This is a genomic window from Corallococcus sp. AS-1-12, from assembly GCF_020036995.1.
Lineage (GTDB): Bacteria > Myxococcota > Myxococcia > Myxococcales > Myxococcaceae > Corallococcus.
The window spans coordinates 1-24,523 of sequence record NZ_JAIQDD010000049.1 but is presented as its reverse complement, the minus strand read 5'-3'; the positions used below and the strand labels follow the sequence as shown (position 1 = coordinate 24,523).

Here is a 24,523-nt window from a genome sequence, read left to right as displayed (position 1 = left end):
GGGAGGGCGCGGAGAAGCGCCTCGTGGCGTACGTAGCGCCGAAGGCGGGCGCGACGCTGGAAGCGGAGTCCCTGAAGACAAGCCTGCGCCAACGGCTGCCGGAGTACATGGTGCCCGGAGCAGTGGTGGTGCTGGAGGCGCTGCCGCTCAACTCCAACGGCAAGGTGGACCGCAAGGCCCTGCCGGACCTGGACGTCACCGCGTCCCATGCCGAGAGCTTCGTCGCACCCCGTGACGCGCTGGAATCCCATCTCGTGGCGGTGTGGGAGGAGGTCCTGGGCGTGAAGCCCATCGGGGTGCGCACCAGCTTCTTCGCGCTGGGAGGCCACTCGCTCCTCTCGGTCCGCCTGATGGCCGCGCTGCGCGAACAACTGGGCCGCGATGTCCCCCTGGCCGCGCTCTTCCAGCACCCGACCGTGGAGGAGCTGGCGAAGCTGCTGCGCGCCGAAACGGAGACGTGGTCGCCGCTCGTCCCGCTGGAGAAGGGCGACGCGGGACGCCGGCCGCTGTTCCTCGTCCACCCGGGCGGCGGCAACGTGCTCGCCTACCCGGAGCTGGCGCGGCTCCTGGGGCCCCATCAGCCCGTCTTCGGCATCCAGGCGCGCGGCCTCCAGGCCGGCCATGCCGTGGTGGAGACCGTGGAGGAGATGGCCACCCTGTACGTGGCCGCCATCCGCGCGGAGCAGGCGGAAGGGCCGTACCTCCTCGCGGGCTGGTCGCTCGGCGGCGTCATCGCCTTCGAGATGGCCCGCCAACTGCGCGCTCAGGGCCAGGCCGTGGGGCTGCTGGCGCTGGTGGACGCCTTCGTCCCCGGCGTGGGCGCGCCTCCTGGTGAAGCCCCCAGCAAGGACCCCGACGCCAGCACGCGCGTCGCCTTCGCCCGGACGGTGGCCCAGGCCTTCTCCCTGACCCTGCCCGTGTCCGACGACGCCCTGGAGCGCATGGACGACGAAGCCATGCTGGGGACGCTCCTCGCCGTGGGCGTCCAGGCCGGCCTCCTGGAGGAGGCGACGGGCCGCGAGCAATTGCGCGCCCTGTTCCGCGTCTACCAGGCCAACCTGCGCGCCATGGACCGCTACGTCCCCAGCCCCTACGACGGACCGGCGCTGCTGCTCGCCGCCACGGAAGCGACCCCCACCGCCGGGGTGCCGCGCCACCGCGGCTGGGCGCCCTTCGTCCGGGGGGGACTGGACGTGAGGGATGTCCCTGGGGGACACCATCAACTCATGCAGGAGCCGTACGTGCGGCACGTGGCCACGCTGTTGCGCGAGGCCCTGGAGGACAAGTCATGACCGTTGAAACATCCGCGACATCCAGCGGGGGCTCACCGTGGCCCAACCGCATCATCCTGGCCATCTGGTTCGTGTGCTTCTCCGTGGGCTCCCTCATCCACATCCTCGTGGTGGCGAAGTACGGCCTCTTCGCGACGGACCCCGCGGATCCGCTGCCCATGCCGTTCCGCGTCGTGAACGAGTTCTTCACGGTGCTCAATCCGCTCACCATCGTGCTGCTCATCTTCAAGCGGCGGGCGGGCATCCTCTCCGCGCTGGGCGTGGTGGCGCTCGTCTACGTCCTCAACCTGGCGCTGATGGTGTGGTTCTGGACCGCGAAGCAGCACCTCCACGTCGCGTGGCTGTACCTCAACGGCACCATGGGCGTGTTCATGGCCCTGACCGCCAAGCGCCTGTGGCGGGCCGCCCCCGAGGCGAAGGCCCTCCCACCCGTCACCACCCCGAGCCCGACCTAGCCCCCGCCCCCCTGGCCGGCCGCCAGCCGGCCCCAGGGGAGGGGGCCCCGGGGAGAAACCCCGGGGCCGGACGCGCATCCTTGAGAAAGGTCGGGGGGGTCGCTATAAGCCCCGACCCACTACAACGCTGGACCTCCCTCCCATCCTGGGCGGGGGCAAGGCGCACTGGAGAGAAGCCATGAAGCCCGACATGCACCCGGTCTACCCGCCCTCCCGCATCACCTGCGCGTGCGGCAACGTCGTCGAGACCAAGTCCACCCGCGGCTCGTTCAGCGTGGAAGTCTGCTCGAACTGCCACCCGTTCTTCACCGGCAAGTACAAGCTGCTGGACACGGCCGGCCGCATCGACCGCTTCAAGAAGAAGTACGCGAACACCGCGCCGGCCGCCAAGAAGGGCGCGAAGGCCGCCGAGCCCGAGAAGGCCTAGTCCTTCCCGCTCCACAGCATCCGCAGCACCCCACGAGCAGGGTCGTGGAGGGCCTCGAAAGACAGAGGCGCTCCCGCCCTGCTCGCGGTGTTTCAGCTTCCGGCGCTCGTCAAATTTCCGCCCGCGTTTTCGGTGCTACAGCCAATTACAGGCCAGAAATTCGACGTAGCAGCCAACTGACCGCACAGTCCGCCGCGTCCCAGAAAGACGTCTGTCCCAAAGACGGAGGCGTGATGTTCGCGGAAGCTGCTGCCCCTGCCCTGAAGATTGTCCGACGCTCCCAGAACGACAGCGTCTTCGCGAAGCGCGGGGAGGCCTACACGCTGCTGCAGGGCGACAGCCTGGAGCTGATGGCCCAACTGCCCGAGCAGTCCTTCGACCTCATCTTCGCGGACCCGCCGTACTTCCTCTCCAACGGCGGCACCACCTGCAAGGGCGGCAAGCGCGTCTCCGTGGCGAAGGGCCAGTGGGACGTGTCCCGCGGGGTGGAGGAGGACCACGCCTTCACCACGAAGTGGCTCGCCGCCTGCCAGCGCCTCCTGCGCCCCACCGGCACGCTGTGGGTGAGCGGCACGCAGCACGTCATCTTCAACGCCGGCTTCGCCATGCAGAAGCTGGGCTACAAGCTGCTCAACACCGTCACCTGGTACAAGCCCAACGCGAGCCCCAACCTGGCGTGCCGCTACTTCACGCACTCCACGGAGCTGCTCATCTGGGCCTCGCCGTCCTCCGGCGGCAAGCTGAAGCACGTCTTCAACTACCAGCGCATGAAGGCGGAGAACGGCGGCAAGCAGATGCGCGACGTGTGGAACCTGCCGCGCAACGGTGACGAGGAGCTCACCGCCGACGGCGCCGGCCGCATGTGGACGCAGACGGCCCCGCGCGGCGAGGAGAAGGCCTTCGGCAGCCACCCCACCCAGAAGCCGGTGGCCCTGCTGGAGCGCATCCTGGAGGCGAGCTGCCCGGAGAACTCGCTCATCCTGGACCCCTTCAACGGCAGCGGCACCACCGGCGTGGCCGCCCTGAAGCACGGCCACCGCTACGTGGGCATCGACATGAACCCGGAGTACCTGGCCCTGTCCAAGAAGCGCCTGGACGCGGCCCTCAAGTAGTCCCGGCTCAGGCGCGGGCGAGGATGAGCTCGACTCCCTGCCGCGCGATGGGGTGGTACCTCGCCCCGTTCTTCTCGAACGCCGCGCGCGCCACCTTGCGGTGGTCGCGCGACGAGGCGAGCACGCTGTAGAGCGGCTTCAGGTACTTCATCCGGCCCACCTCGCCGAGAAACTCCTCGGCCCGGCCGAGCGGAGCATCGAAGCCCGCGCGCAGCGCCGCCACCAGCCACGCCACCAGCACCTCCGAGTTGCGGCTGCCCGTGAGCGAGTACCTCGCGTCCAGCTCCCGGAAGACGTCCTGGGCCGTGTCCGCCGGCATGGACTCCAGGAAGAGCTGCCACTCCGTGGGCGTCCAGTCCTTCGTGTCCTGCTTCGAAGGCACCGTCCCGCGCAGCTTCTCCAGCGCCTCCAGCCGCGCGGAGGTGGGCCGGGGCGCGCTTGGCGGCACGCCGGGCCGGTTCAGGTACGCGTCCGCGTCCACCTTCGCCAGGGCCCCCGGCAGCTCTGCTTCCGTGAAGCGGACGAACTCCTCCGTGGTGAGCGCCTGGAAGCGGTACTTCGCCAGGTAGCGGCGCAGGAAGCCGTCGAAGGTGGGGCGGCCCACCGCGTCCTCCAGCGCGCGCAGGAGCAGGTAGCCCTTCTCGTAGGGGATCTGGGAGAAGGCCTCGTCCGGGTCCACGCCGGACAGGTGCGTGCGCAGCGCGGTGAGCTGCGGGTGCGCGCGGAAGTGGTGCAGCGCTTCATCCAGCGAGCGGCGCCCCAGGGCCGCGTGCAGCGCCGCGACCTCCGGCCCCGCCAGCGCCTCCAGGATGCGCCGCTCCGCGAAGACGGTGAAGCCTTCGTTCAGCCAGAAGTGCTCCGCGGACGCGTTCGTCACCAGGTTGCCCGTCCACGAGTGCGCCAGCTCGTGCGCCACCACGTTCACCAGGCTCTTGTCCCCCGCGATGAGCGTGGGCGTGAGGAACGTCAGGCGCGGGTTCTCCATGCCGCCATAGGGGAACGACGGCGGCATCAGCAACAGGTCGAAGCGCTCCCAGTCGTACGGCCCGAAGAGCGACTCCGCGGCCTTGAGCATGTCGTCCACGCCCGCGAACTCGTCCGCCGCGTCCTCCAGCAGCTCCGGCTCCGCCCACACCCGCGAGCGCGGCCCCAGCTCCTTGGACGTGAGGCTGCCCACCGCGAACGCCAGCAGGTACGGGGGCACCGGCTGCGGCATCTCGTAGTGCTCCTCCGCCTCCACGCCGTGCTCTTCACGCGCCACGAACGACGCCGCCATCACGGACTTGAGCTGCTTGGGCACCCGCAGGGACGCGCGGTAGCGGATGCGGATGCGCGGCGTGTCCTGCAGCGGCACCACGCTGCGCGCGTGGATGGCCTGGCACTGGCTGAACAGGAACGGCTGCTGCCCACCCGCCGTCTGCGACGGCGTCAGCCACTGCAGCGCGCTCGCCTCCGGCGACGTCCGGTAGCGCACCGTCACCTGCTTCACCCCCGAGGGCAGCTCGATGCGAAGCCGGCTTCCAAGAATCGGTTCAGGAGGGGAGAGGATGTAGGGCAAGGGGCGACCCTGGGCATCCACCACGCCCCGGATGTCCAGGTCGCGGGTGTCCAGGTCGAGGGGGCCCGCTGACGCCTCCTTGAGCGTCAGGGTGGCCTCCGCGTGCAGGCGGCGCGTCCGGAAATCGACGCGGGCCTTCCAGTCCAGCGTTTCGGTCTCAGGCTGCGTGCTGTCGTTGTACGAGTGCGGGTCGAGGCGAGCCATGGGGCCCGACTTGTAGTCGGGGAGCCGACCTCCTGGCGAGCACACCCGACGGCAATGCCGGTTGACTTCCGGGTCAATCGCCTACATTTGTGCAGTCCCCTACTTCCTTTCATGGGAGCCGATTTCCGATGACGACCCGGATCCGAAAAGTGGCGGTGCTTGGCGCTGGCGTGATGGGCAGCGGCATCGCCGCGCATCTGGCCAACTCCGGCGTGCGCGCCCTGTTGCTGGACATCGTTCCGCCCCAGGCCGCTCCGGGCGAGGACACCGCTTCCAAGGCGTTTCGCAACAAGTTCTCGCAGGGCGCCATCGCGAACCTGCGCAAGGCGAAGCCCAGCCCCATCGTGTCCGAGCAGGTGCTCGCGGCCATCGAAGTGGGCAACCTGGAGGACGACCTCGCGCGCCTGGGCGAGTGCGATTGGATCATCGAGGTGGTGAAGGAGGACCTGGCCGTCAAGCAGGCCCTGTTCGCCAAGGTGGAGAAGCACGCCCGCAAGGACGCCATCATCTCCTCCAACACCTCCGGCCTCTCCATCGTGGGGATGACGGAAGGCCGCGGCGCGGACTTCAAGAAGAACTTCCTCGTCACGCACTTCTTCAACCCCGTGCGCTACATGAAGCTCCTGGAGCTCGTGGCGGGCCAGGAGACGAACCCGGAGGTCGTGAAGGCCATCCACAAGTTCGGTGAAGAGGTCCTGGGCAAGGGCATCGTCTACGGCAAGGACACCACCAACTTCATCGCGAACCGCATCGGCGTGTACGGGATGATGCGGACCATCTCCGAGATGCAGAAGTCGGAGATGACCATCGAAGAGGTGGACAAGATCTTCGGCCCGGCCATGGGCCGCCCCAAGTCCGCCGTGTTCCGCACCGCGGACATCGTGGGCCTGGACACGTTCACCCACGTGGCGAAGAACTGCTACGACACGCTGACGCACGACGAAGAGCGCGACGTCTTCGCCGCCCCGGACTTCCTCCAGAAGATGGTGGAGAAGAAGATGCTGGGCGACAAGAGCGGCGGCGGCTTCTACAAGAAGGACCGCTCCTCCGGCGGCAAGGACATCCTCGCGCTGGACCTGAAGACGCTGGAGTACCGGCCGCAGGCGAAGGTGCGCTTCGACTCGCTGGGCGCCGCGAAGGACATTGAGAACGTCAAGGAGCGCGTGGCGTCCGTGATGAACGCGGACGACAAGGCCGGCAAGTTCGCCGAGCGCGTCACCCTGGACGTGCTGGCGTACTCCAGCCGCCGCATCCCGGAGATCGCGGACGACCTGGTCAACGTGGACCGCGGCGTGCGCTGGGGCTTCGGCTGGGACCTGGGGCCCTTCGAGGTCTGGGACGCCTACGGTGTCCAGAAGGGCGTGGAGCGCATGAAGGCGCTGGGCCTCAAGCCCGCCGCCTGGGTGGAGGAGATGCTGGCCAAGGGCCGCACGTCCTTCTACGGCGTGCAGGACGGCCGCGACACCTACTGGGACATCCCGTCCAAGTCCGTGAAGCCGGTGGCGGAGAACGCGCGCACCTTCCGCGTGGAGTACCTGAAGCGCGGCAACAAGAAGATCACCGGCAACGACAGCGCGTCGCTGTGGGACATGGGCGACGGCGTCACGCTCTTGGAGTTCCACTCCAAGATGAACTCCATCGACGATGAGATCATCGCGATGATGAACACCGCGCTGGACGAGACGGAGAAGAACTTCAAGGGCCTCGTGATTGGCAACGACGGCTCCAACTTCTCCGCCGGCGCGAACATCATGGCCATGCTGATGGCGGCCAAGAGCGAGGACTTCGACTCCATCCGCAAGATGGCGTCCGCGTTCCAGGCGGCCAACCAGCGCATGCGCTACAGCCCCGTGCCCGTCGTGACGGCGCCCTTCAACCTCACGCTGGGCGGCGGCGCGGAGGTCACCATGGGTGGCAACGCGGTGCAGGCCAGCGCGGAGCTGTACATGGGCCTCGTGGAAGTGGGCGTGGGCCTCATCCCGGGCGGCGGCGGCACCATGATGCTGCTGCGCAACGTGTTCGGCACCTACGCGGCGGACAAGGACTTCGACGCGCTGCCCTTCCTCAAGAAGGTGTTCCTCGCCATCGGCATGGCGAAGGTCGCGACGAGCGCGGAAGAGGCCCGCGAGATGGGCTTCCTGTCGCAGCAGGACGGCATCACGGGCAACCGCGACTTCCTCCTGTCGGACGCGAAGTCGCGCGTGCTGGGCCTGGCGAATGGCGGCTTCCGCCCGCCGCGTCCCACGCGCTTCCGGCTGCCGGGCCCCAACGGCGCGGCCACCATCGACATGATGCTGTACGACATGCAGCTCAACAATCAGATCAGCGCCCACGACCGGAAGATCGCCCAGAAGCTGGCGCGCGTGCTGTCCGGTGGTGACACCAGCCCCTCCGTGCTGGTGACGGAAGAGAAGCTGCTGGAGCTGGAGATGGAAGCGTTCCTGAGCCTCATCGGCGAGGAGAAGACCCAGGACCGCATGATGTTCATGCTCGAGAAGGGCAAGCCGCTGCGCAACTAGCGCGAGGCGTTTACCCAATGGTTTTCCAGACGCGAATTCCGAAGCACGCCCGGACGGTGTCCGGGCAGGGAGACATCTAAAATGTCCGGTCGAGTCGTGATTGCCAGCGCGGTGCGCACCCCCTTCACCCGCGCCCACAAGGGAGAGTTCAAGGACACGCGGCCGGATACGCTCGCGGCCCTTGCCATCAAGGAGGCCGTCGCCCAGGTCCCCGGCCTGAAGCCGGCGGACGTGGAGGACGTCATCATGGGCTGTGCCATGCCGGAGGCGGAGCAGGGCATGAACGTGGCCCGCAACGCGAGCCTGCTCGCCGGCCTGCCGGACACCGTTCCGGGCCTCACCATCAACCGCTTCTGTTCTTCCGGCGTGCAGTCCGTGGCGCAGGCGGCGCAGGGCATCAAGTCCGGCATGCTCCAGGTGGCCGTGGCCGGTGGCACCGAGTCCATGACCATGGTGCCCATGGGCGGCAACAAGGTCTCCGCCAACCCGGAGATCATGCAGAAGCTGCCGGAGGTCTACACCTCCATGGGCGCGACGGCGGAGAACATCGCCTCCCGCTACAACGTCACCCGTGAGGACGCGGACAAGTTCGCCGCCGAGTCCCAGCGCCGCGCGGCCACCGCCCGCGAGCAGGGGAAGTTCAAGGAGGAGATCTTCCCCGTCACCACCACGATGTTCGACGAGGACGGCAACCAGAAGCAGGTGACCGTCACGGTGGACACCATCCTGCGCCCGGAGACGACGGTGGAGGGCCTGGCCAAGCTGCGCCCGGCCTTCAACGCCAAGGGCGTGGTGACGGCGGGCAACGCGTCGCCGCTGACGGACGGCGCGGCGGCCGCGGTGGTGATGAGCGAGGAGAAGGCGAAGGAGCTCAACGTCAAGCCGCTGGGCTACTTCGTGGACTACGTGGTCGCCGGCGTGCCGCCCGAAATCATGGGCGTGGGCCCGGTGCCCGCCATCCGCAAGCTGCTGGAGCGCAACAAGCTGAAGATTGAGGACATCAGCGTCTTCGAGCTCAACGAGGCCTTCGCGGCGCAGGCGCTGCACTGCATCCGCGAGCTGGGCATCCCCCAGGACAAGGTGAACCCGAACGGCGGCGCCATCGCCCTGGGCCACCCGCTGGGCGTGTCCGGTGCGCGCATGGTGGCCACCATCCTGCGCGAGCTGAAGCGCCGGGACGGCCGCTACGGCGTGGTGAGCATGTGCATTGGCGGCGGCATGGGTGCCGCGGCGCTGGTGGAGCTGGCGAAGTAATCCGCTTCCCGTTCGCGCCCCCTGTCGGTTGAAGGGGGCGCGGAGGGGACTGTCAGGAGGCCGGGGCGTCCGGGTCGTTCACCGGGACGCCCGCCAGGCGCAGCACCCGCAGCGCGTTGGTGGTGTCCACCACCCCCTGCCGGAGCCGGTAGTCGAACACCATCTTCCCGTCCTCCAGGTGGTCGCGGAAGTGGACGTTCACCACGTGCGAGCCCGGCTCGTCCGCGAGCACCGCCAGGGACAGGTCGTGTGTCGTCACCGCGCCACACGCGCCGGAGGCGAGCAGCAGCCGCAGCACTTCGCGTGAGGCGATCTGGCGCTCGCGGGTGTTGGTGCCCAGCAGGATCTCGTCCAGCAGGAAGAGCGCCTGGCCCTTCGCCGCCGCCGCCGCGTCCAGGACCATCTTCAGCCGCAGCACCTCCGCGTGGAAGTACGACACGCCGCGCTCCAGCGAGTCCTTCACGCGCATGCTGGTGAGCACCTGCACGGGTGACAGGCGGAACGACGCCGCGGACACCGGCGCGCCCGCCAGCGCCAGCACCACGTTCGCGCCCAGCGCGCGCATCAGCGTCGTCTTGCCGCTCATGTTGGAGCCGGTGATGAGGAGCGCGTGGCGCGGGCCGGGCAGGGACACGTCGTTGGGCACGGGCGCGTCCAGCAGCGGGTGGCCCAGCGCGGTGGCCTCCACGCTGGGGCCCTGGGCCTGCAACTGGGGCCAGGTGAAGCCAGGGCGGTCATGGGCCAGGCCTCCCAGGCAGCAGAGGGCCTCCAGCTCCGCGAGCCCCTCGAACCACTGGCGCACGTCGCGGCCGTGGGCGGCGCGCCAGCTCTCCAGTGCGAAGAGGGCGTGGATGTCCCAGAGCGTGAGCCAGTGCACCAGGGGGTGGAACTGGTGCCGCTTGAACTCGATGAGCGAGTACAGCCGGCTGAAGCGCTGGAACAGCACGGACACTGGCGGGCCACCCTGTGCCCTCAGGCCGGACTGGAGCTGCTTGAGGCGCGGGTGCTCGAAGGGCTGCTTCTCCACGCGCTCGAAGAGGGACGCGTAGCGCACGAAGCCGCGCTCGCCGCGCTCCACGGCTTCGTCCATCTGCCGCAGCGTGCGGCGCGTGGCCACGGCGATGCCCAACTGCGCGAGCAGCCCGACCCAGACGACGCTGTCGGGAATCACGCCGACCGTGCCCAGGATGAACAGGGTGAGCGTCACCAGGGGCAGCACGATGGCCAGGGGCCGGGCCCAGCGGATGGCGTCCAGGGAAGGGCCGGCCTCCGCCCATTGGATGAAGAGGGCCGGGTCCGCCTTGTCCTTCGCCACCACGCGGGCGTCCACGCAGAGGTCCTGGCGGAAGTCCACGCGCGGGGCCAGCTCTTGCGCGGCGCCCTGGCGGGTCACCACCGTCTCCGCGGTGGCGGGAGCGGACAGCCACGCGGCCAGCCGCTCCTCGCCCGCGCGCGTCGCCGTCTCGTTGATGAGCTGGAAGAGGCTGCCCTGGCCAAAGACATCCAGGTCCGTGGCGTAGAGGTGGTTGGGGGAGAGGAACCGCTCCCCCGTCTCCGTGAAGGCGTGCCAGCCGCCCTCCAGCCGCGCCAGACCGCGCTCGTTGAGCAGCACGAAGAGGCGCGCGCGCTGCTCCTTGAGGAACACCTGGTGGTGCAGCACCGCCAGCACGCCATAGACGGCGAGCGCCCCGGCCGCAGCCCACCACCAGGGCTTGGGCAGCCGGCCCATCAGCGTCAGCGCGGCGATGACGAGCGCCGTGACGAAGGCCACGGTGCGCAGGTTGGCGTACCTCGCGCTGACACGGTCCAGCTCCGTGAGGTCCGCCTGCGCGGCGGCGCGGCGGTCGGTGTACGTGCGATGCGGGCTCTGGGCTTCGGTCGGGACGGGCACGATGGTCGCGCATGCTGTGCGGCCCCCCGTCCGAGGGCAAGCGCTCAACGCGCTCCCGGTGCGGGCCGACAACATTTCCTTTCGGTGGAATCGCGAGGAGGCGAACGGGCGCGGACGGTGCTCCTGGGGCCATCGCCGTCCTGGGCCGGCGCTGGCGGGAGCGTCACGGGGCGCATTCTGGATGAGATGGTTTGGGAGGGTGCTCGTGGCGCCACAAAGGCTCACGTCCGTGGCGATTGACTCGCGCAAGCCACCGGGTCAAGAACCGCCGACTATGTCTACCCATGGCGCGCCCCTCCGGCTCGTGAGCGCTTTGCTCCTGTCTGTGTCGCTCGTGTTGTCTGCCTGTGGCAAGGATGACGCGTCCGGCCCGGACGGTGGCCCGTCGACGGGCCAGCAGGATGCCTCCACCGCGGACAGCGGCATGGATTCGGGGACCGACCCTGTCGCTGACTCCGGGACGGATGCGGGGACGGAGGCCGACGCGGGAGTGGATGCTGGGACGGAGGCCGACGCGGGGACGGATGCGGGGACGGAGGCCGACGCGGGAGTGGATGCGGGGACGGAGGCCGACGCGGGGACGGAGGCTGACGCCGGAACCGGGGTTTGTGGCGATGGCCGGGTGGACGGCACCGAGTCCTGCGATGACAGCAACACGGCGAGCGGCGACGGGTGCTCCGCCAGTTGCGCCGTGGAGCCCGGGTGGCAGTGCCCGGCATCCGGCGGCGCTTGCGGCACGGTGTGCGGTGACGCCATCCTCGCCGGTGACGAGCAGTGCGACGACGGCAACAGCGTCGGCAACGATGGCTGCGGCGCCTCGTGCCACCTGGAGCCGGGCTACAAGTGCCCCGTCGCCGGCCAGCGCTGTGTCACGACCACCTGTGGCGACGGTGCGGCCGAGGGCACCGAGCAATGCGACGACGGCAACAACGACCTGGGCGATGGCTGCACGCCGCTGTGCACGCTCGAGCCTCGCTGCTCCAACGGAGTCTGTCAGGGCATCTGTGGCGACGGCGAACTGCTGGCGAACAGCACGACCGAGCAGTGCGACGACGGCAACACGCGAGCAAACGACGGCTGCTCTCCGACCTGCCAGCTCGAGCCGGGGTTCGCCTGCACCGTGGTCGTCTCGCCCCGTCCGGAGCTGCTGACCCTGCCCATCGTCTACCGCGACTTCCGCGGGTACGACGTGCCGGCCTCCGGGGGCCTGCCGCGCGGGCACATCGACTTCGAGAACGCATCCGGCTCGGAGACGGGCGTCGTGGCCGACACGCTGGATGCTCGGGGCAAGCCTGTCTATGCGAAGGAAGGCATGAACTCCGCCACCACCCATGGCCGGGCGGCGTTTGATCAATGGTTCCGGGACGTGCCGGGCGTGAACAAGACCGTCGTCAAGCGCCTGGACCTCCCCCGTGGGTCGGGCAGCTCGTACCGGTTCAGCTCCCAGGCCTTCTTCCCGCTGGATGACGCGGGCTGGGTGGCCTCCGGTCAGGAACCCCTCCGTGCGGATGCCAGCAGCCCCAGCGTGCTTCGCAACTTCAGCTTCACCAGCGAGACGCGCTACTGGTTCGAATACCGTGGCACCGAGGTGCTCTCCTTCACCGGAGATGACGATGTCTGGGTATTCATCAACCGCCGCCTCGTGCTCGACCTGGGCGGGGTCCATGGCCCTGCCACTGGCAGCGTCACCCTGTCGCAGCGGGCCAGCGCGCTGGGCCTCACGCTGGGGGGCATCTACGAGCTCGTGGTGTTCCATGCCGAGCGCCACACGACCAGTTCCTCCTACCAGCTCACGCTCGACAGTTTCATCTATCCCCACAGCCACACCCAATGCGCACGCCTCTGCGGCAATCACGTCGTGGACGTGGGCGAGGAGTGCGACGACGGCAACACCCAGAACGGAGATGGGTGCAGCGCCACCTGTCAGCTCGAGCTGGGGAGTTGACTCCCGGTGGGCCCCCGGGATTTGAATGCGGCACGTGAGGGACGGTCGGGCCGGCCGTGTCTCACCGAGGGGGCTTCACCCCATGTCGTTACCCAAGGTCGTGCTGGGCGGAGGGCTCCTCGCGAGCCTTCTCGCCGCGCCTCAAGCCGAGGCGCGCTTCGGCAAGCGCTCGGACTCCCACGAAACGTCGAAGCCCGTCCACGAGGCGACCGCCATCGGCTCGGACAGGGACGGCGATTCGAAGAAGGACGACGAGAACAAGAACCGCTCGTCCAAGACGACGACCGTGTCCTCCACGGATGACCGCTTCGAGTTCAACTCGAGCGCGTCCAGCGATGTCGGCGCCGCGCTCGTGGGCGCCCTCATCGAGCTGATGTTCCGCGGGATGGGGGAGGCCATCGGCAGCCTGGGCACCCACCACGGCCAGGACATCAACAATCCGGATGCGCCTCCCGAGCGCAACTCGCTGCGGCACGCCGTCCCGTTCTCCTTTCGCGCGGGGCTGCTGGTGTCACCCCTCCGGGGCGGCACGGGCCTGGATTTCGACGCCGGCTGGGACGCCCGCCAATTCGGCGTGGACCTGCGCGTCTCCCGGTTGGTGGGCACCTGGGAAGGCGCGACCTCCCGCGACGCGCGCACCCTGGGGCAGATGCACGTGACCTACTCCCCGCTCGTCCGGGAGGAGCTCCGCCTGCGCGTGGAGGCCGGCGTCGCCACCCTGGACGCACCCGGGGCCCTCTACGTGGCCCCCAGCCTGGGCGCGTCCGTGGACGCGTGCCTCCTGGGCCCCCTGGACGTGGAGGGGCGCCTGCAGATGACGCCCGGTCCCTACCAGCAGTTGGACGCGCGCGCGGGGCTGGCGCTGCACCTGGGCGGCTTCATGCTGCGCGGCGGGGTGCGCTACCTCCTCCTGGACTCCGAGGTGACCCCGCTGGGGCTGGCCCTCGGCTTCACCCCCGAGTTCGGCCTGGGCTTCGTGTTCTGACGCTGGAAACACCACGGGCCCGGCCGCGGAGTGCTCTTCCGCGGACAGGCCCGTTGGACGTCCCGAAGGGACGGTGGGGATTACTTCTCCTTGGAGGCCAGCTTGCGCAGGGCCTTCTGGTCACGCACGCAGAGGATGCGGCCGACGTTGCCGAGCACGCCCTCGCGCTTCATCTCGTTGATGAGCGTGGACACGAAGGAGCGCGAGGCGCCCACCAGGTCCGCCAGGTCCTGCTGGGTGATGCCGCGCAGGTCCGTCTCACCGCCGTGCGGGCAGCGCTCGCCGTGCGCCTCCACCAGCGTGAGCAGGGTGTCCGCCAGCCGGGCCGGGACCTCCTTGAAGGTCAGGCCCAGCACGCGCTTGCGCAGCGAGCGCACGCGGTCCGCGTAGGCGCGCACCACGTCCACCGCCAGGGCCGGACGGGCCTCCAACTGGGCGCGGAAGTCACGGCCCTCGATGCTCCACACCTCGGCCTCGCCCGCCGCCACGGCCATCTCCTCGATGGGCGTGCCTTCCGGGCGGAACAGCTCGCCGAACAGGTCGCCCGGGCGCAGGATGGACACCACCGAGCGGGTGCTGTTCTTCCCAATGCGCATCAGGCGCACGCGGCCGGACTTCAGCAGGTACACGCGGTCCGACGTGTCGCCGGGGCGGTAGATGGTCGAGTTGTGCGGGAAGGACTCGACCTTGAAGTACCCCTTGAAGTCGATGGCCTCCTGGCCGGGGACCAGCTTGTTCGCGGTCACCATCATGCCGGAGGACGTCGCCTGCAGCGGCGCCACGACGTTGGAACCGATGGGGCCGAGGGGGCGATTGAAGCCGTGCATGGGAGTCTCCTGGAAAGACGGAAAGGGATGGGGAATGTTGGTCGCTGCTGCTGCTGCGGACGGACCTTGCCCTTTCCAAGAGGCGTGCCATGAGCACTTGAACTATTCCCAGGGGAACAGTTCGAGGAATGCCGGGTACTTAGCGCTACACCCCGGTGCGGCCCCCCCCCCTGTGTCCAAAACCTGAAACAGAACGTTCAAACAGTCTGATCAGTTTGAACGAAACGTTCAAGCGCCACACCGGTTTGTCCGGGCTGGGACAGTGTCAGGAAGCATCCTTCACCGGATAAGGGTGAACCTGTGGACCATGCCCCTGTGCGAGACCGAACTTTTGAAGCTTTCGTTCAAGGGTTGGGCGGCTGATGCCCAGGATCTGACACGTGCGGCCCTTGTGGCCCTTGGTGACGGCCATGGCGCGGGCAATGAGCTGCCGTTCGGCCTCTTCCAGGGTGGGGATGAGGCTCACGTCGTCCACGGCGGGGGCGGCGAACATGCTGCTCGCGGCGCCCGGGACTCCCCCGCGCTGGGCGTCCAGGGGGCCCGAGGGGGGCGCTTCCAGGGGGGGCAGGTCGTCCCCCCGGAGCACGTCACCGGGCGCGAGCACCACGGCGCGGGTGAGGACGTTCTCCAGCTCGCGCACGTTGCCGCGCCAGGGCAGCAGGGTGAGGCGCTCCATCACCTCGTGGGGCACGCGGGTGACGCGCTTGTGCACCTTCTCGTTGATGCGCTCCAGCAGGTGCTTCACCAGCAGGGAGATGTCCTCGCGGCGCTCGCGCAGGGGCGGGATGAAGAGGGTGATGACCTTGAGGCGCTGGTAGAGGTCCTCGCGGAAGCGGCCCTGGGCCACCTCGTCCGCGAGGTTCCGGTGGGTGGCGGCGATGACGCGGGCGCGCAGCTTCACGCGCTTGACGCCGCCCACGCGCTCGAACTCGCGCTCCTGGAGCACGCGCAGCAGCTTCGCCTGGAGCATCAGCGACATGTCGCCAATCTCATCCAGGAACACGGTGCCGTCCTCGGCCAGCTCGAACTTGCCGGGCTTGCCGGACACCGCGCCGGTGAAGGCGCCCTTCTCGTGGCCGAACAGCTCGCTCTCCAGGAGCGTGTCCACGATGGCCGAGCAGTTGATGCCGATGAAGGGGCGGGGCTCGTCGTAGGAGTAGTTGTGGATGACGCGGGCGATGAGCTCCTTGCCGGTGCCGCTCTCGCCGTTGATCAGCACCGTCGCGGTGCTGCCCGTCACCTTGCCGATCTCCTTCACCAACTGCTGCATGGAGGGGCTGGTGCCCACGATGTCGCCCAGGCGGACGACGGCGTTCTCGCGGTGGACCTCGTCCGCGCGGCGCGACAACTGGCGGTACTCCAGCGCGCGCTCCACCACGAGGTCCAGCGCGGCCGGATCCGGGAAGGGCTTGTGGATGTAGTCGAACGCACCGGCCTTCATGGCCCGGATGGTCGTCTCCATGTCGTGGTAGGCGGTGACGAGGATGATGCGCGCGTCGCCGCACAGGGTCTTCATCTCCTCGATGATTTCCAGGCCCGTGCGGTCCGGGAGCATCATGTCCAGGATGACCACGCTGGGCATGTTCTCCTGGGCGGCCTTGAGGCCCGCGGCGGCGCTGGTGGCCGTCACCACCTGGTAGCGCGGCTGCCCGTCGTCCTGCTCGATCTCCTCGAAGTGCATCGTGAGGGTTTCGAGCAGCGACACGTCATCGTCGACGATGAGGAGGGTCTCCATGGGGGCCTCAGGCGGCGAACGTCAGCGTGAACACCATCCCCGGTTCCGAGCTCCCCTGGGCCGCCACGTCGCCCCCCACGCCCGTCATCACCCGCCGCAAGGCAGCCAGGGACAGCCCCGCGCCCCGCGCCAGCCGCGAGCCGAAGGGGTCGAACAGCGTGCCCCGCTCTTCCGGAGGCAGGGCCGCGGCCGGATCATCCAGGATGAGGCTGACGTGGCTGGGGTCGTCCTTGCGCAGCGTCACCTGGACACGGCCTTCTTCCGGGAGGCCCATGGCCACGTTGAGCAGGACTTGAGCGAGCACGGGTCTCAGCCGGTTGGGATCCACCCGCACGCGGGGCAGGTCCGCCTCTTCCTTCACATCCACCTCGATGCGGCGCTCGGCCAGTTCCGGGGCCACCATGGCGGTCGCCTCCTGGACGACCGAGCGCAGGGCGTGGGCGTCCAGGTTCGCGGCGCTCTCGCGGCCGTACTCGGAGAGCAGCCAGAGCATGCGCTCCATGGTCCGGATCTCCCGGTTGGCGATGGTGAGCCGGCGCTTGTCCCGGTCCGACAGGCCGGTGTTCCGGGCCAGCGTCTGCACCGCCATCTTCACGGAGGAGAGCGGGTTGCGGATCTCATGGCTGAGCGACGAGGACAGCTTGGAGATCTGCACCGGCGGGGCGCCCTCCAGCACGGCGCCCAGGTCGAGCACGCCCGCGGCGGCCTCGTCGCCGTCCATGCCCAGCACGAGCCGCAGGTGGGTGGGGGGCGGGGTGCCGCCGGGGCCTCCCGCGGAGACGGTGACGAACTCCACCGCGCGGCGGTCCTCGCGCGCGCGCGCGTCCAGCTCGCGGGCGCGCTCCTGGGGAACGCCGAGCGCGGTGTGCAGGGGCATGCCCACGAGCGCCTTGGCGTCGCGGCGCAGCACCTGGGCGCAGTCACCGTCGGCGCGTGTCACCCGGAGGTGGGGGGACCAGGCGAGCTGCGCGGCTTGCAGGAGATGGGCGTTCATTGGTGGACCTGAAACATACCGGGTAACGTCGAGCGCTGTCCTTTATGACCAGCACCGCCCGTCCTCCGAAGAACCTTGTGGCCGCCCTTCTGTTCCTGTCCGGGGCCACGGCGCTCGTCTACGAGCTGGTCTGGTCCAAATACCTGGGGAACGTGCTGGGCAACAGCGGTCAGGCGCACGCCGTCGTGCTGGCCACGTTCATGGGGGGCCTGGCGCTGGGGGCGTTTGTCTTCGGGCGGACAGCGGACCGGGTGAAGAACCCCCTGGCGCTCTACGGCGTGCTGGAGCTGGGCGTGGGGCTGTACGCGCTGGCGTTCCCGTACGTCCTGGGTGCGCTGGAACACCTGTGGCTGTCACTGGCACCCCACGTGCCGGAGGGCCTGCGGGTGGCGCCGCGCCTGCTCGTGTCCTCGCTGTCCCTGGTGGTGCCCACGCTGCTGATGGGCGGCACGCTGCCGGCGTTGGTGCGCCACTTCGCGGCGAGCCTCGCCGGGGTGCGCAGGGAGCTGGCGCGGCTGTATGCCATCAACAGCCTGGGCGCGGCGGTGGGCGTCTACGTGGCGGGCACGCGGCTGGTGCCGCTGGTGGGCCTGTCCGCGTCCGCGAAGCTGGCGGCGGGCATCAACGTGCTGCTCGCGCTGGCGGCGCTGGCGCTGGCCCGGCGGCACCCCCCGGCGGTGTCGGTGGGGGCGGCGGCGGCCGCGGAGGACGTGGCGTATCCCCGGCGGGCGGTGCGGGCGGCGCTCGTGGGCGTGATGCTGTCGGGCTTCACGTCGATGCTGTACCAGGTGACGTGGATCCGCCTGCTGTCCATCGTGCTGGGGGCGTCCACGTATGCCTTCACGCTCATCCTGACGGCGTTCATCCTGGGCATCGGCCTGGGCAGCTTCTGGCTGATGACGCGCAAGGAGGGCGGGGACTCGCTGAAGCTGTATGGCTGGACGCAGGTGGGGCTGGTGTTGAGCCTCTGCGTGGCGCTGCCTTTGTACGTGCGGCTGCCGCACCTGTTCCGCTGGTCGGAGTGGATGCTCACGCGCGCGGTGGAGACGTGGCCCGTGTTCCAGGGCATCACCTTCGCGTTCTGCTGCGCGGTGCTGCTGGTGCCCACGTTCATCATGGGCGTGGCGTTCCCGGCGGCGGCCCGCGTGGCCACGGCGAAGGTGTCCGAGGTGGGGCGCCAGTTGGGCGGCGTGTACCTGTGGAACACGGCGGGCACGCTCTCCGGCTCCGTGCTGGGCGGGCTGGTGCTGATGCCCTTCTGGGGCATGCAGGGCAACTTCATCGCCGGGGCGGTGGCGAACCTCCTCTCCGCGGGGCTGGCGTTCCACGCGCTGTCCACGCCGGGGGAAGGGGAGGGCGCGAACGCGGCGCCCGCGTGGCGGAGGCTCTTGCCGGTGGGCGTGACGGCGGTGCTGGCGGTGGGGGTGCTGGGGAGCATGCACGGCTGGCCGCAGCGGCTGTCCAACATCGCGGCGATCCGCGCGCACCAGAAGCCGCCGGACAGCTACGCGAAGCTGGTGGAGGGCACGGAGAAGGCCATCGTCCCGCGCTTCTACGCGGACGACACCTTCGCCACGGTGATGGTGGGGGACCTGCCCAGCGAGGACCTCCGCTTCATGAAGATCAACGGGAAGACGGACGCGTCGAACGGGAGCGACATCGAGACGCAGGTGATGGCGGGTCACCTGGGCGTGCTGTTGCACCCGCGTGACCCGAAGAACGTGCTCGTCATCGGCTCGGGCGCGGCCATCACCACGGGCAGCGTGCTGGCGCACCCGGTGGAGCGCCTGGACATGGTGGAGATCTCCCCGGCGGTCATCGACGCGGCGCGCCTGTTCAAGGAGGACAACCGCAACGCGGTGGATGATCCGCGCACGCACGTGCACATCGACGACGCGAAGACGTTCATGGCGCTGGCGCCCCTCCGGTACGACCTCATCGTCAGCGTGCCCTCCAACCCCTGGGTGTCCGGCGTGTCCGGCCTCTTCACGCGCGACTTCTTCCAACTGGTGGACAAGCACCTGACGGACGACGGCGTGATGGTGCAGTGGATCCACACCTACGAGAGCAACCGCGAGCTGGTGCGGCTGGTGATCCGCACGCTGCAGGACACCTTCCCGCACGCCACGACGTGGCTGGGCCCGGAGGACCTGGTGATGGTGGCCAGCCGCAAGCCGCTGTCGTTCGACGCGGCGGCGGTGGCCGCGCGCATGGCCCGGCCGGACGTGAAGGCGGACCTGGCGCGGGTGGAGATAAACGACCTGTTCGGCCTGCTGTCCAAGCAGGTGCACACGGAGGCCGGACAGAAGGCCTTCGCGGGCGAGGGGCCCATCAACACGGACGACCACAACCTCTTGGAGTACGCGTCGCCGGTGGCGTTCTTCCTGGCGGACCTGGACGTGCGCGTGAACGACGAGCGCCGGTCTCCGGAGACGGGGCCGGGGCTGCTGCTGCACCAGTACCTGCGCGAGCATCCGCCCACCGCCGAGCAGGCCGCGGGGCTGTACCGCAACGTGCAGCGCTACCACGCGGACAAGGATCCGACGGTCCGGGGCGTGGCGGCGCTGTGGCGCTCGCTGGCGCCGGAGGAGCCCGCGTCGGCGCTCGCGCTGGGCCGGGCGGTGCTGGCGCAGGGGGACCTGACCCTGGCGGCGTCGCTGCTGGAGCCGGAGGTGGAGCGGGGCGGCCGTTCGCCGGAGCTGGTGACGGAGTACCTGAAGCTGGTGACGGCGCGGACCTGGGCGTCGCGCACGGTGTGGACGCCGGTGAACGCTGGCGGGGCGCTGGCGGTGGGCCGGGAGGTGGCGGCGCGCTACCCCCAGGACGCGAGGCTGCAGAAGGCGTTCAGGGCCTACTGCGAGGCCCTGCCGCCGGACGCCTGCGGGAGGCCCGCGCGGATGCCCACGGCGGCGCCCGGTGAGCCTTGAAACAAGGGCGGATGAAACCTTGAGAGGGGCTAGGTCCGCGATATTCCTTGATCCGGCCCCCCATCCTCCCGTTGACGGATGGAGGCGCTTGCCCGCCCGTTGTACTGTCTGTATCGACCCTGACTTCCCGCAGGGTGTGTCTCTCCACCGCTGCAACGACCCCCGGAGTTTCCCATGAACGCGATCGCGAAGGCCCCGAAGAAGCAGTTCCGCAAGAACCGTGGTCAGGGCATGACCGAGTACATCATCATCGTTGCCCTCATCGCGATCGCCGCCATCGGCGTGATCACCCTGTTCGGTGACAACATCCGCAAGCTGTTCGGCGCCTCCGCGGCGGCCCTGGCCGGTGAGGACAACGTGGCCAACGACGGCCAGCTCTCCAACGACCAGCTCAACAAGAAGACCATGAAGTCCTTCGGCCAGAACAACACCTACTGAGCTGCTTCTCGGGCTTCGTCCGGGAGGTGCTGGCCCCGCGAGGGTGTCGGTGGTGTCCCGGTGAATGGCAGGTCCCTCCAACTGGAAGGGCCTGCCATTCGTGTTTCAGGAGGCTGAAGCTGGCATCGTGCGCGCCATGACCGTGTCGTCACCGGAGGTTGTCGCCGGGCTGCGTCGCCGGCTCTGGGTCTACCGGATGCTCGTGGTGGGGCTGTGTGTCGCGTTGCTCGGGCTGCTGCTGGGGCTCCGGCGTGCGCTGACCCCGCTGCCTCCGCCCGACGTGGAGGTGATCGACGTCCGCGAGCGGATGGCGGCCCTGGAGAAGGCGCGGCCGGGCGCCTCGGATGTCTCGGAGACGTACTTCGCGTCGGACACCTCCAGCGTGCACCAGCACCTGATGGGGCGGGGCCAGACGTGCCCCCTGCACATCCACCGCGCGCCCTTCGAGGCCACCATCATCGTCTCGGGCGAGGCGCACGTGTGGCAGGTCTGGGGCGAGGAGGGGCGGCGGATGGAGCGGCGCGGGGTGCACGGGCCGGGCTGGCTCGTGGCCTCGCCCCCCTTCACGGGGCACGAGTGGCGCAACCCCGATGAGGGCCGGGCGCTGAGCAACCTGGTCTTCACCGTGCCGGGCTTCGACGGGAACCTCTACGTCTCGGCGGAGGACGCGCGGCTGCTGCGAGGCACGGCGCCCTTCGCCCAGGAGCCCCGCGAGGCCCTCGCGGGGCTGCGGAAGCGGGGCGTGAAGCAGGAGGAGACGCCGCTGCCGGTGCTCCAGGGGCGCATGTCGCGCGTGCTGCTGGAGGGTGGGGCGTGGGCGGTGAAGGCGACGCCCGCCGCGCCGGTGGTGGCCTACGTGGCGGCGGGACGGGGCATCGCGGAGGTGGCGGAGGCCCGTCCCCTGCACGAGGGCCAGCTCTGGGTGCTGCGCCGGGATGCCCGGGTGCGCTCGGAGGAGGGCTCACCGGTGGCGCTGTATGTGTTTCACCCGCCGCCGGAAGCGGTCGCGGGGCGCTGAGGCGTTCCGGGGACCATGGGCGTGCGCTCCCGGGCCCAGAGGACCCAGCCGTTCGCCTTCGTCAGCTCGCGCCAGCCGCCTCGTGCCCGGAGGTGATCCAGCAGGAGGTTGCCCGGGTTCTGCGTGTCCCAGACGACGTAGTCGGGATCATAGGCATCCAGCGCCTCTTCCCAGCCGGGCTCGGACCACACGAGCCGCTCATAGGCCTGGTGGATGGCGGCGGGGAACGGATCATTCCGGCTGTCGATGTAGACCTTGTACGGGGCGCCCGCGAAGTAGGAGATGGGGCCGCCCATGATGAAGCGGTTGAGCACGCGGCCCGGAGGCTGTTGGCTCAGCGTCTGAAGAACGGGGAGCGGGATGCCAGGGTGCGTGCCCTTCTCCACGGGGCGGGGCGCGCCCGCGTTCAGCGCGAACAGGCCGGCCAGCAGGACGGTGGGCCACAGCGCCAGGGACGTGCCGGTGCTCCAGGTGGCGAGGGGGCGCTCCAGCCAGGACAGGAAGCGCGGGAGGGCGGGCGCGTCGCTTGTGCGCGCGTGCTCCACCAGGGTGAGGGCGAGGAGCACGGACGCGAACGGCGCGTGGCGCTGCACCTTCAGCGCCGCGATGCCCAGCACCAGCGTGGGCAGGAGGGCCGCGGCGCGCCGCATGCGGGCCCGGCCGATGACGAAGAGGCACGCACCGAAGAGGAGGAGGTAGGCCCAGCTCCATCCCAGGTCCAGGTCCAGCGGGCGCCACTCGTTGATGTGCTGGGTGGATGCGAGCAGCGAGTGCTGGAGCGGATACAGGTAGATGCGGGGCCCGTCCGGCGACAGGCCCGCGACGAGGAACATCGCGAGCGCCGCCGCGAGCGCGGCCCCACAGCGCCGCAGCGACGCGGGCGTGCGGTCGTCCAGGGCCGTGCCCATCGCGGTGGACGCGAGCAGCGCCGGGCCCAAGAGCCAACTGCCATGCAGGTTGGCCCAGGCGAGTCCCAGGAGCGGAAAGGCCCAGAGCACCCGGTCCTTGCCCTGTCGCCACGCCTGGACGCCCAGGGCGGCGAGGGCGAACAGCAGGTGTCCCAGATGGAAGGGACGCTCCTGGATCCAGGTGGAGGACTGGACGCCCGAGATCAATCCCAGACAGGCGAGGACGAGGAGGTGGGAGGGGTGTGCGTCCGCGCGCCGCAGGGCGATCCAGAGCAGGAGCACGTTGGCCGCCACGAGCGCCGCGACGAGGAGCGCTGGACCGGCGGCGCCCAGGACCTTGATGAGCAGGACGCAGAGCACGCCGAAGCCCCACTCGTGGGGGACCCAGCCCGCGGTGCCCGTGACGCTGAAGGGGTCCACGCGGTTGAAGCCGTGCTCCAGCACATAGCGGCCCCCCGCCAGGTGGAAGAACAGGTCGTAGTTGCGAAGGGGGAGGAACCCCAGCCAGAGGATGAGCCCCAACGTGAACAGCGCCACGGGGGCGGGCAGGATGGCGCGGAGCCGCATGATGTTCAGACGAGGCCTACTGAGCGCCGGGAGCGGTCAGGGGCGACCGGGGGGCGGAGGAGAAGCCCAGGCGGCGCAGCATCACCTGCCGGATGGAGGGGATGCGGAAGCGGAAGATGAAGGCGTCCGCGAAGTAGTGCGCGAGCACGCACGCGAAGCCCAGCGAGGTGACAGCGCGCAGCACGGGATGCGCCTGTGCGCCGCCGCCGATGCCCAGCGAGCCGCGCATGGGGCCATCCAGCAGGAAGCCATGCACCACGCCCAGCGCGAACAGCGGGAGCATGGACACGACCATGGCGGGCCAGATGAGCTTCTGGCTCAGGCGGGGCCTGTCGCCCTCGCGAGGCTCCAGCATGCGGGCGCTGAGGAAGTAGTACTCCAGGCCGTGCATGCCCGGGAGCATCACGTACCCCCAGGACGGCGCCACGAGCGCCAGGCCGGTCGCGGTGGCCATGCCCAGGAGGTAGAGCACCTTGGGGCCGCTGGCGGTGCCGGAGCGGAGCACGGCGCGGAAGAGCAGGAGGAAGTAGCCCAGCCACACGGCGATGAGCACGGGCAACGTCTGCCACGGAAGAACGACGCCCTGGCCCACGTCGAGGTAGGCGGGGGCGTTCGGTGCGGCGGACTCTGCGACGAAGAAGATGCGGACGAGGAGGACGGAGAGGAGCAGCGGCACGTAGAGCTGCTGGAACTTGCGCTCGAGCGGGGAGGGCGCGGGAAGGCCCGCTTGTCCGCCGCGCAGGCCATGCAGGGACCACAGGCCCCGGTGCTGGGACAGGGTGTGGTGCATGCCGAAGACGTTGAAGATGACGGCCACGGCGAAGGTGTGGATGGAGCGGTCGGCGTAGAAGGTGAAGAACAGGGCAGCGCCCACGCCGAGCATGGCCAGCGCACCGGCGAGGATGGTGCGCGGCTGGTTGGGCGCGGCGGTGAGCACGTCGCGGTGCACGCCAAAGAGCAGGAACGTGAGGATGACGTGCGTGGCGTTGCCCAGGAGGTTCTGGGCGGTCCAGCCCAGGAGCCGGTAGGCGTTGTCCGCGGCGGCGGGGGCGAGGAGCGCGCTGGCGACGGCGGCGACCGCTGTCAGGGCCAGGGGGATGCCCAGGATGGCGAGGTCGGCCCGGGGAGAGAACAGCCAGAGGCGGCGAAAGCGCAGGGCGCCGGGCGCTGCCGGCGTGTCCTGCTCCGTGGCGGTGGCGACTCCGGGGCTCAACGGTGTCATGGGACTGGGAGTATACCGGGTCTCCAGGGGCCCAGGACCCACGCCACCCTGCCTGCCAGGCGGGATGAGGGCGGGGCAGGGCTCCGGGGGAGGGTTCACCCCAACGGAGATGGGACGGATGCCAGGCGGACGAAGAATCCAGACCAGGTGCTGCTCCTGGCCGCTTTCGGAGGTCGTGTCAATTGGAGTGGAAACGCGTCAGGCGGCGCGACGAGTTCCCTGCGGTAGCATGACGAGGTTGCCGT

At 69.7% G+C, this 24,523-nt stretch carries 18 protein-coding genes; 11 read left to right on the top strand and 7 right to left on the bottom strand.

Annotated features, from left to right (window positions below; translation table 11 throughout):
• The 4 genes from K8556_RS37735 to K8556_RS37720 form a co-directional block, all read left to right on the top strand.
• Nucleotides 1-1,292 (top strand): alpha/beta fold hydrolase (locus tag K8556_RS37735; RefSeq protein ID WP_223744981.1); only part of this gene is annotated, 1,292 nt, incomplete at its 5' end.
• Nucleotides 1,289-1,747, top strand: coding sequence for a hypothetical protein (locus K8556_RS37730; RefSeq protein ID WP_223744980.1), 459 nt, complete (start codon nt 1,289-1,291; stop codon nt 1,745-1,747). The genes K8556_RS37735 and K8556_RS37730, both read left to right, overlap by 4 nt.
• 178 nt (nt 1,748-1,925) lie before the next feature.
• Complete coding sequence (gene rpmE, locus K8556_RS37725; RefSeq protein ID WP_223744979.1) at nt 1,926-2,174, top strand: 50S ribosomal protein L31; 249 nt, start codon at nt 1,926-1,928, stop codon at nt 2,172-2,174.
• 233 nt (nt 2,175-2,407) lie between these two features.
• Entirely contained in the window at nt 2,408-3,286 is an 879-nt protein-coding gene (locus K8556_RS37720) for a site-specific DNA-methyltransferase (protein ID WP_014395189.1), read from the top strand.
• A 7-nt stretch (nt 3,287-3,293) separates the two neighbouring features.
• Here K8556_RS37720 and K8556_RS37715 read toward each other — a convergent pair whose 3' ends face one another.
• Nucleotides 3,294-5,048 (bottom strand): M1 family metallopeptidase, encoded by a 1,755-nt coding sequence (locus tag K8556_RS37715; RefSeq protein WP_223744978.1) that lies wholly within the window; start codon nt 5,046-5,048, stop codon nt 3,294-3,296.
• Nucleotides 5,049-5,176: 128 nt separating this feature from the next.
• Between K8556_RS37715 and K8556_RS37710 the strand changes: the two genes are divergently transcribed.
• Together K8556_RS37710 and K8556_RS37705 are read left to right on the top strand one after the other, a co-directional pair.
• Nucleotides 5,177-7,567, top strand: coding sequence for a 3-hydroxyacyl-CoA dehydrogenase/enoyl-CoA hydratase family protein (locus K8556_RS37710; protein ID WP_223744977.1), 2,391 nt, complete (start codon nt 5,177-5,179; stop codon nt 7,565-7,567).
• 81 nt (nt 7,568-7,648) lie between these two features.
• Nucleotides 7,649-8,821 (top strand): thiolase family protein, encoded by a 1,173-nt coding sequence (locus K8556_RS37705; RefSeq protein ID WP_223744976.1) that lies wholly within the window; start codon nt 7,649-7,651, stop codon nt 8,819-8,821.
• Nucleotides 8,822-8,873: 52 nt separating this feature from the next.
• Here K8556_RS37705 and K8556_RS37700 read toward each other — a convergent pair whose 3' ends face one another.
• Entirely contained in the window at nt 8,874-10,787 is a 1,914-nt protein-coding gene (locus K8556_RS37700; protein WP_255653243.1) for a DNA mismatch repair protein MutS, read from the bottom strand.
• Nucleotides 10,788-10,986: 199 nt separating this feature from the next.
• On the opposite strand from K8556_RS37700, the gene K8556_RS37695 reads away from it, so the two are divergent.
• Complete coding sequence (locus K8556_RS37695; RefSeq protein WP_223744974.1) at nt 10,987-12,657, top strand: DUF4215 domain-containing protein; 1,671 nt, start codon at nt 10,987-10,989, stop codon at nt 12,655-12,657.
• An 82-nt stretch (nt 12,658-12,739) separates the two neighbouring features.
• A complete protein-coding gene (locus tag K8556_RS37690) occupies nt 12,740-13,642 on the top strand; it encodes a hypothetical protein (RefSeq protein ID WP_223744973.1) in 903 nt (300 codons plus the stop codon).
• Nucleotides 13,643-13,722: 80 nt separating this feature from the next.
• On the opposite strand, the gene mrpC is transcribed toward K8556_RS37690, so the two are convergent.
• The 3 genes from mrpC to K8556_RS37675 all read right to left on the bottom strand — a co-directional run bounded on the left by mrpC (nt 13,723) and on the right by K8556_RS37675 (nt 17,198).
• A complete protein-coding gene (gene mrpC / locus K8556_RS37685; RefSeq protein WP_014395195.1) occupies nt 13,723-14,469 on the bottom strand; it encodes a Crp/Fnr family transcriptional regulator MrpC in 747 nt (248 codons plus the stop codon).
• A 265-nt stretch (nt 14,470-14,734) separates the two neighbouring features.
• A complete protein-coding gene (locus tag K8556_RS37680; protein ID WP_223744972.1) occupies nt 14,735-16,204 on the bottom strand; it encodes a sigma-54 dependent transcriptional regulator in 1,470 nt (489 codons plus the stop codon).
• A gap of 7 nt (nt 16,205-16,211) precedes the next feature.
• Nucleotides 16,212-17,198 (bottom strand): sensor histidine kinase KdpD, encoded by a 987-nt coding sequence (locus tag K8556_RS37675; RefSeq protein WP_223744971.1) that lies wholly within the window; start codon nt 17,196-17,198, stop codon nt 16,212-16,214.
• Nucleotides 17,199-17,275: 77 nt separating this feature from the next.
• Between K8556_RS37675 and K8556_RS39620 the strand changes: the two genes are divergently transcribed.
• The 3 genes from K8556_RS39620 to K8556_RS37660 all read left to right on the top strand — a co-directional run bounded on the left by K8556_RS39620 (nt 17,276) and on the right by K8556_RS37660 (nt 21,581).
• Entirely contained in the window at nt 17,276-20,125 is a 2,850-nt protein-coding gene (locus tag K8556_RS39620) for a fused MFS/spermidine synthase (RefSeq protein WP_370640032.1), read from the top strand.
• 174 nt (nt 20,126-20,299) lie between these two features.
• Entirely contained in the window at nt 20,300-20,563 is a 264-nt protein-coding gene (locus K8556_RS37665) for a hypothetical protein (protein WP_223744970.1), read from the top strand.
• 136 nt (nt 20,564-20,699) lie between these two features.
• Nucleotides 20,700-21,581, top strand: coding sequence for a cupin domain-containing protein (locus K8556_RS37660; RefSeq protein WP_223744982.1), 882 nt, complete (start codon nt 20,700-20,702; stop codon nt 21,579-21,581).
• Here K8556_RS37660 and K8556_RS37655 read toward each other — a convergent pair.
• Together K8556_RS37655 and K8556_RS37650 are read right to left on the bottom strand one after the other, a co-directional pair.
• Nucleotides 21,548-23,056, bottom strand: coding sequence for a hypothetical protein (locus tag K8556_RS37655; RefSeq protein ID WP_223744969.1), 1,509 nt, complete (start codon nt 23,054-23,056; stop codon nt 21,548-21,550). The genes K8556_RS37660 and K8556_RS37655 overlap by 34 nt on opposite strands.
• 16 nt (nt 23,057-23,072) lie before the next feature.
• The gene (locus tag K8556_RS37650) at nt 23,073-24,278 is read right to left on the bottom strand and encodes a hypothetical protein (protein WP_223744968.1); all 1,206 of its coding nucleotides are present in this window, start codon (nt 24,276-24,278) and stop codon (nt 23,073-23,075) included.
• Nucleotides 24,279-24,523 lie beyond the last annotated feature (245 nt).

Excerpts from the sequence above, each read along its gene's own strand:
- K8556_RS37695 (WP_223744974.1), top strand. The coding sequence starts at position 10,987 with ATGTCTACCCATGGCGCGCCCCTCCGGCTCGTGAGCGCTTTGCTCCTG.
- K8556_RS37675 (WP_223744971.1), bottom strand. The coding sequence starts at position 17,198 with ATGAACGCCCATCTCCTGCAAGCCGCGCAGCTCGCCTGGTCCCCCCAC.
- K8556_RS37655 (WP_223744969.1), bottom strand. The coding sequence starts at position 23,056 with ATGCGGCTCCGCGCCATCCTGCCCGCCCCCGTGGCGCTGTTCACGTTG.
- K8556_RS37665 (WP_223744970.1), top strand. The coding sequence starts at position 20,300 with ATGAACGCGATCGCGAAGGCCCCGAAGAAGCAGTTCCGCAAGAACCGT.
- K8556_RS37730 (WP_223744980.1), top strand. The coding sequence starts at position 1,289 with ATGACCGTTGAAACATCCGCGACATCCAGCGGGGGCTCACCGTGGCCC.
- mrpC (WP_014395195.1), bottom strand. The coding sequence starts at position 14,469 with ATGCACGGCTTCAATCGCCCCCTCGGCCCCATCGGTTCCAACGTCGTG.
- K8556_RS37650 (WP_223744968.1), bottom strand. The coding sequence starts at position 24,278 with ATGACACCGTTGAGCCCCGGAGTCGCCACCGCCACGGAGCAGGACACG.
- K8556_RS37710 (WP_223744977.1), top strand. The coding sequence starts at position 5,177 with ATGACGACCCGGATCCGAAAAGTGGCGGTGCTTGGCGCTGGCGTGATG.
- K8556_RS37700 (WP_255653243.1), bottom strand. The coding sequence starts at position 10,787 with ATGTTGTCGGCCCGCACCGGGAGCGCGTTGAGCGCTTGCCCTCGGACG.
- K8556_RS37715 (WP_223744978.1), bottom strand. The coding sequence starts at position 5,048 with ATGGCTCGCCTCGACCCGCACTCGTACAACGACAGCACGCAGCCTGAG.
- K8556_RS37680 (WP_223744972.1), bottom strand. The coding sequence starts at position 16,204 with ATGGAGACCCTCCTCATCGTCGACGATGACGTGTCGCTGCTCGAAACC.
- K8556_RS37705 (WP_223744976.1), top strand. The coding sequence starts at position 7,649 with ATGTCCGGTCGAGTCGTGATTGCCAGCGCGGTGCGCACCCCCTTCACC.
- rpmE (WP_223744979.1), top strand. The coding sequence starts at position 1,926 with ATGAAGCCCGACATGCACCCGGTCTACCCGCCCTCCCGCATCACCTGC.
- K8556_RS37660 (WP_223744982.1), top strand. The coding sequence starts at position 20,700 with ATGACCGTGTCGTCACCGGAGGTTGTCGCCGGGCTGCGTCGCCGGCTC.
- K8556_RS37720 (WP_014395189.1), top strand. The coding sequence starts at position 2,408 with ATGTTCGCGGAAGCTGCTGCCCCTGCCCTGAAGATTGTCCGACGCTCC.
- K8556_RS37690 (WP_223744973.1), top strand. The coding sequence starts at position 12,740 with ATGTCGTTACCCAAGGTCGTGCTGGGCGGAGGGCTCCTCGCGAGCCTT.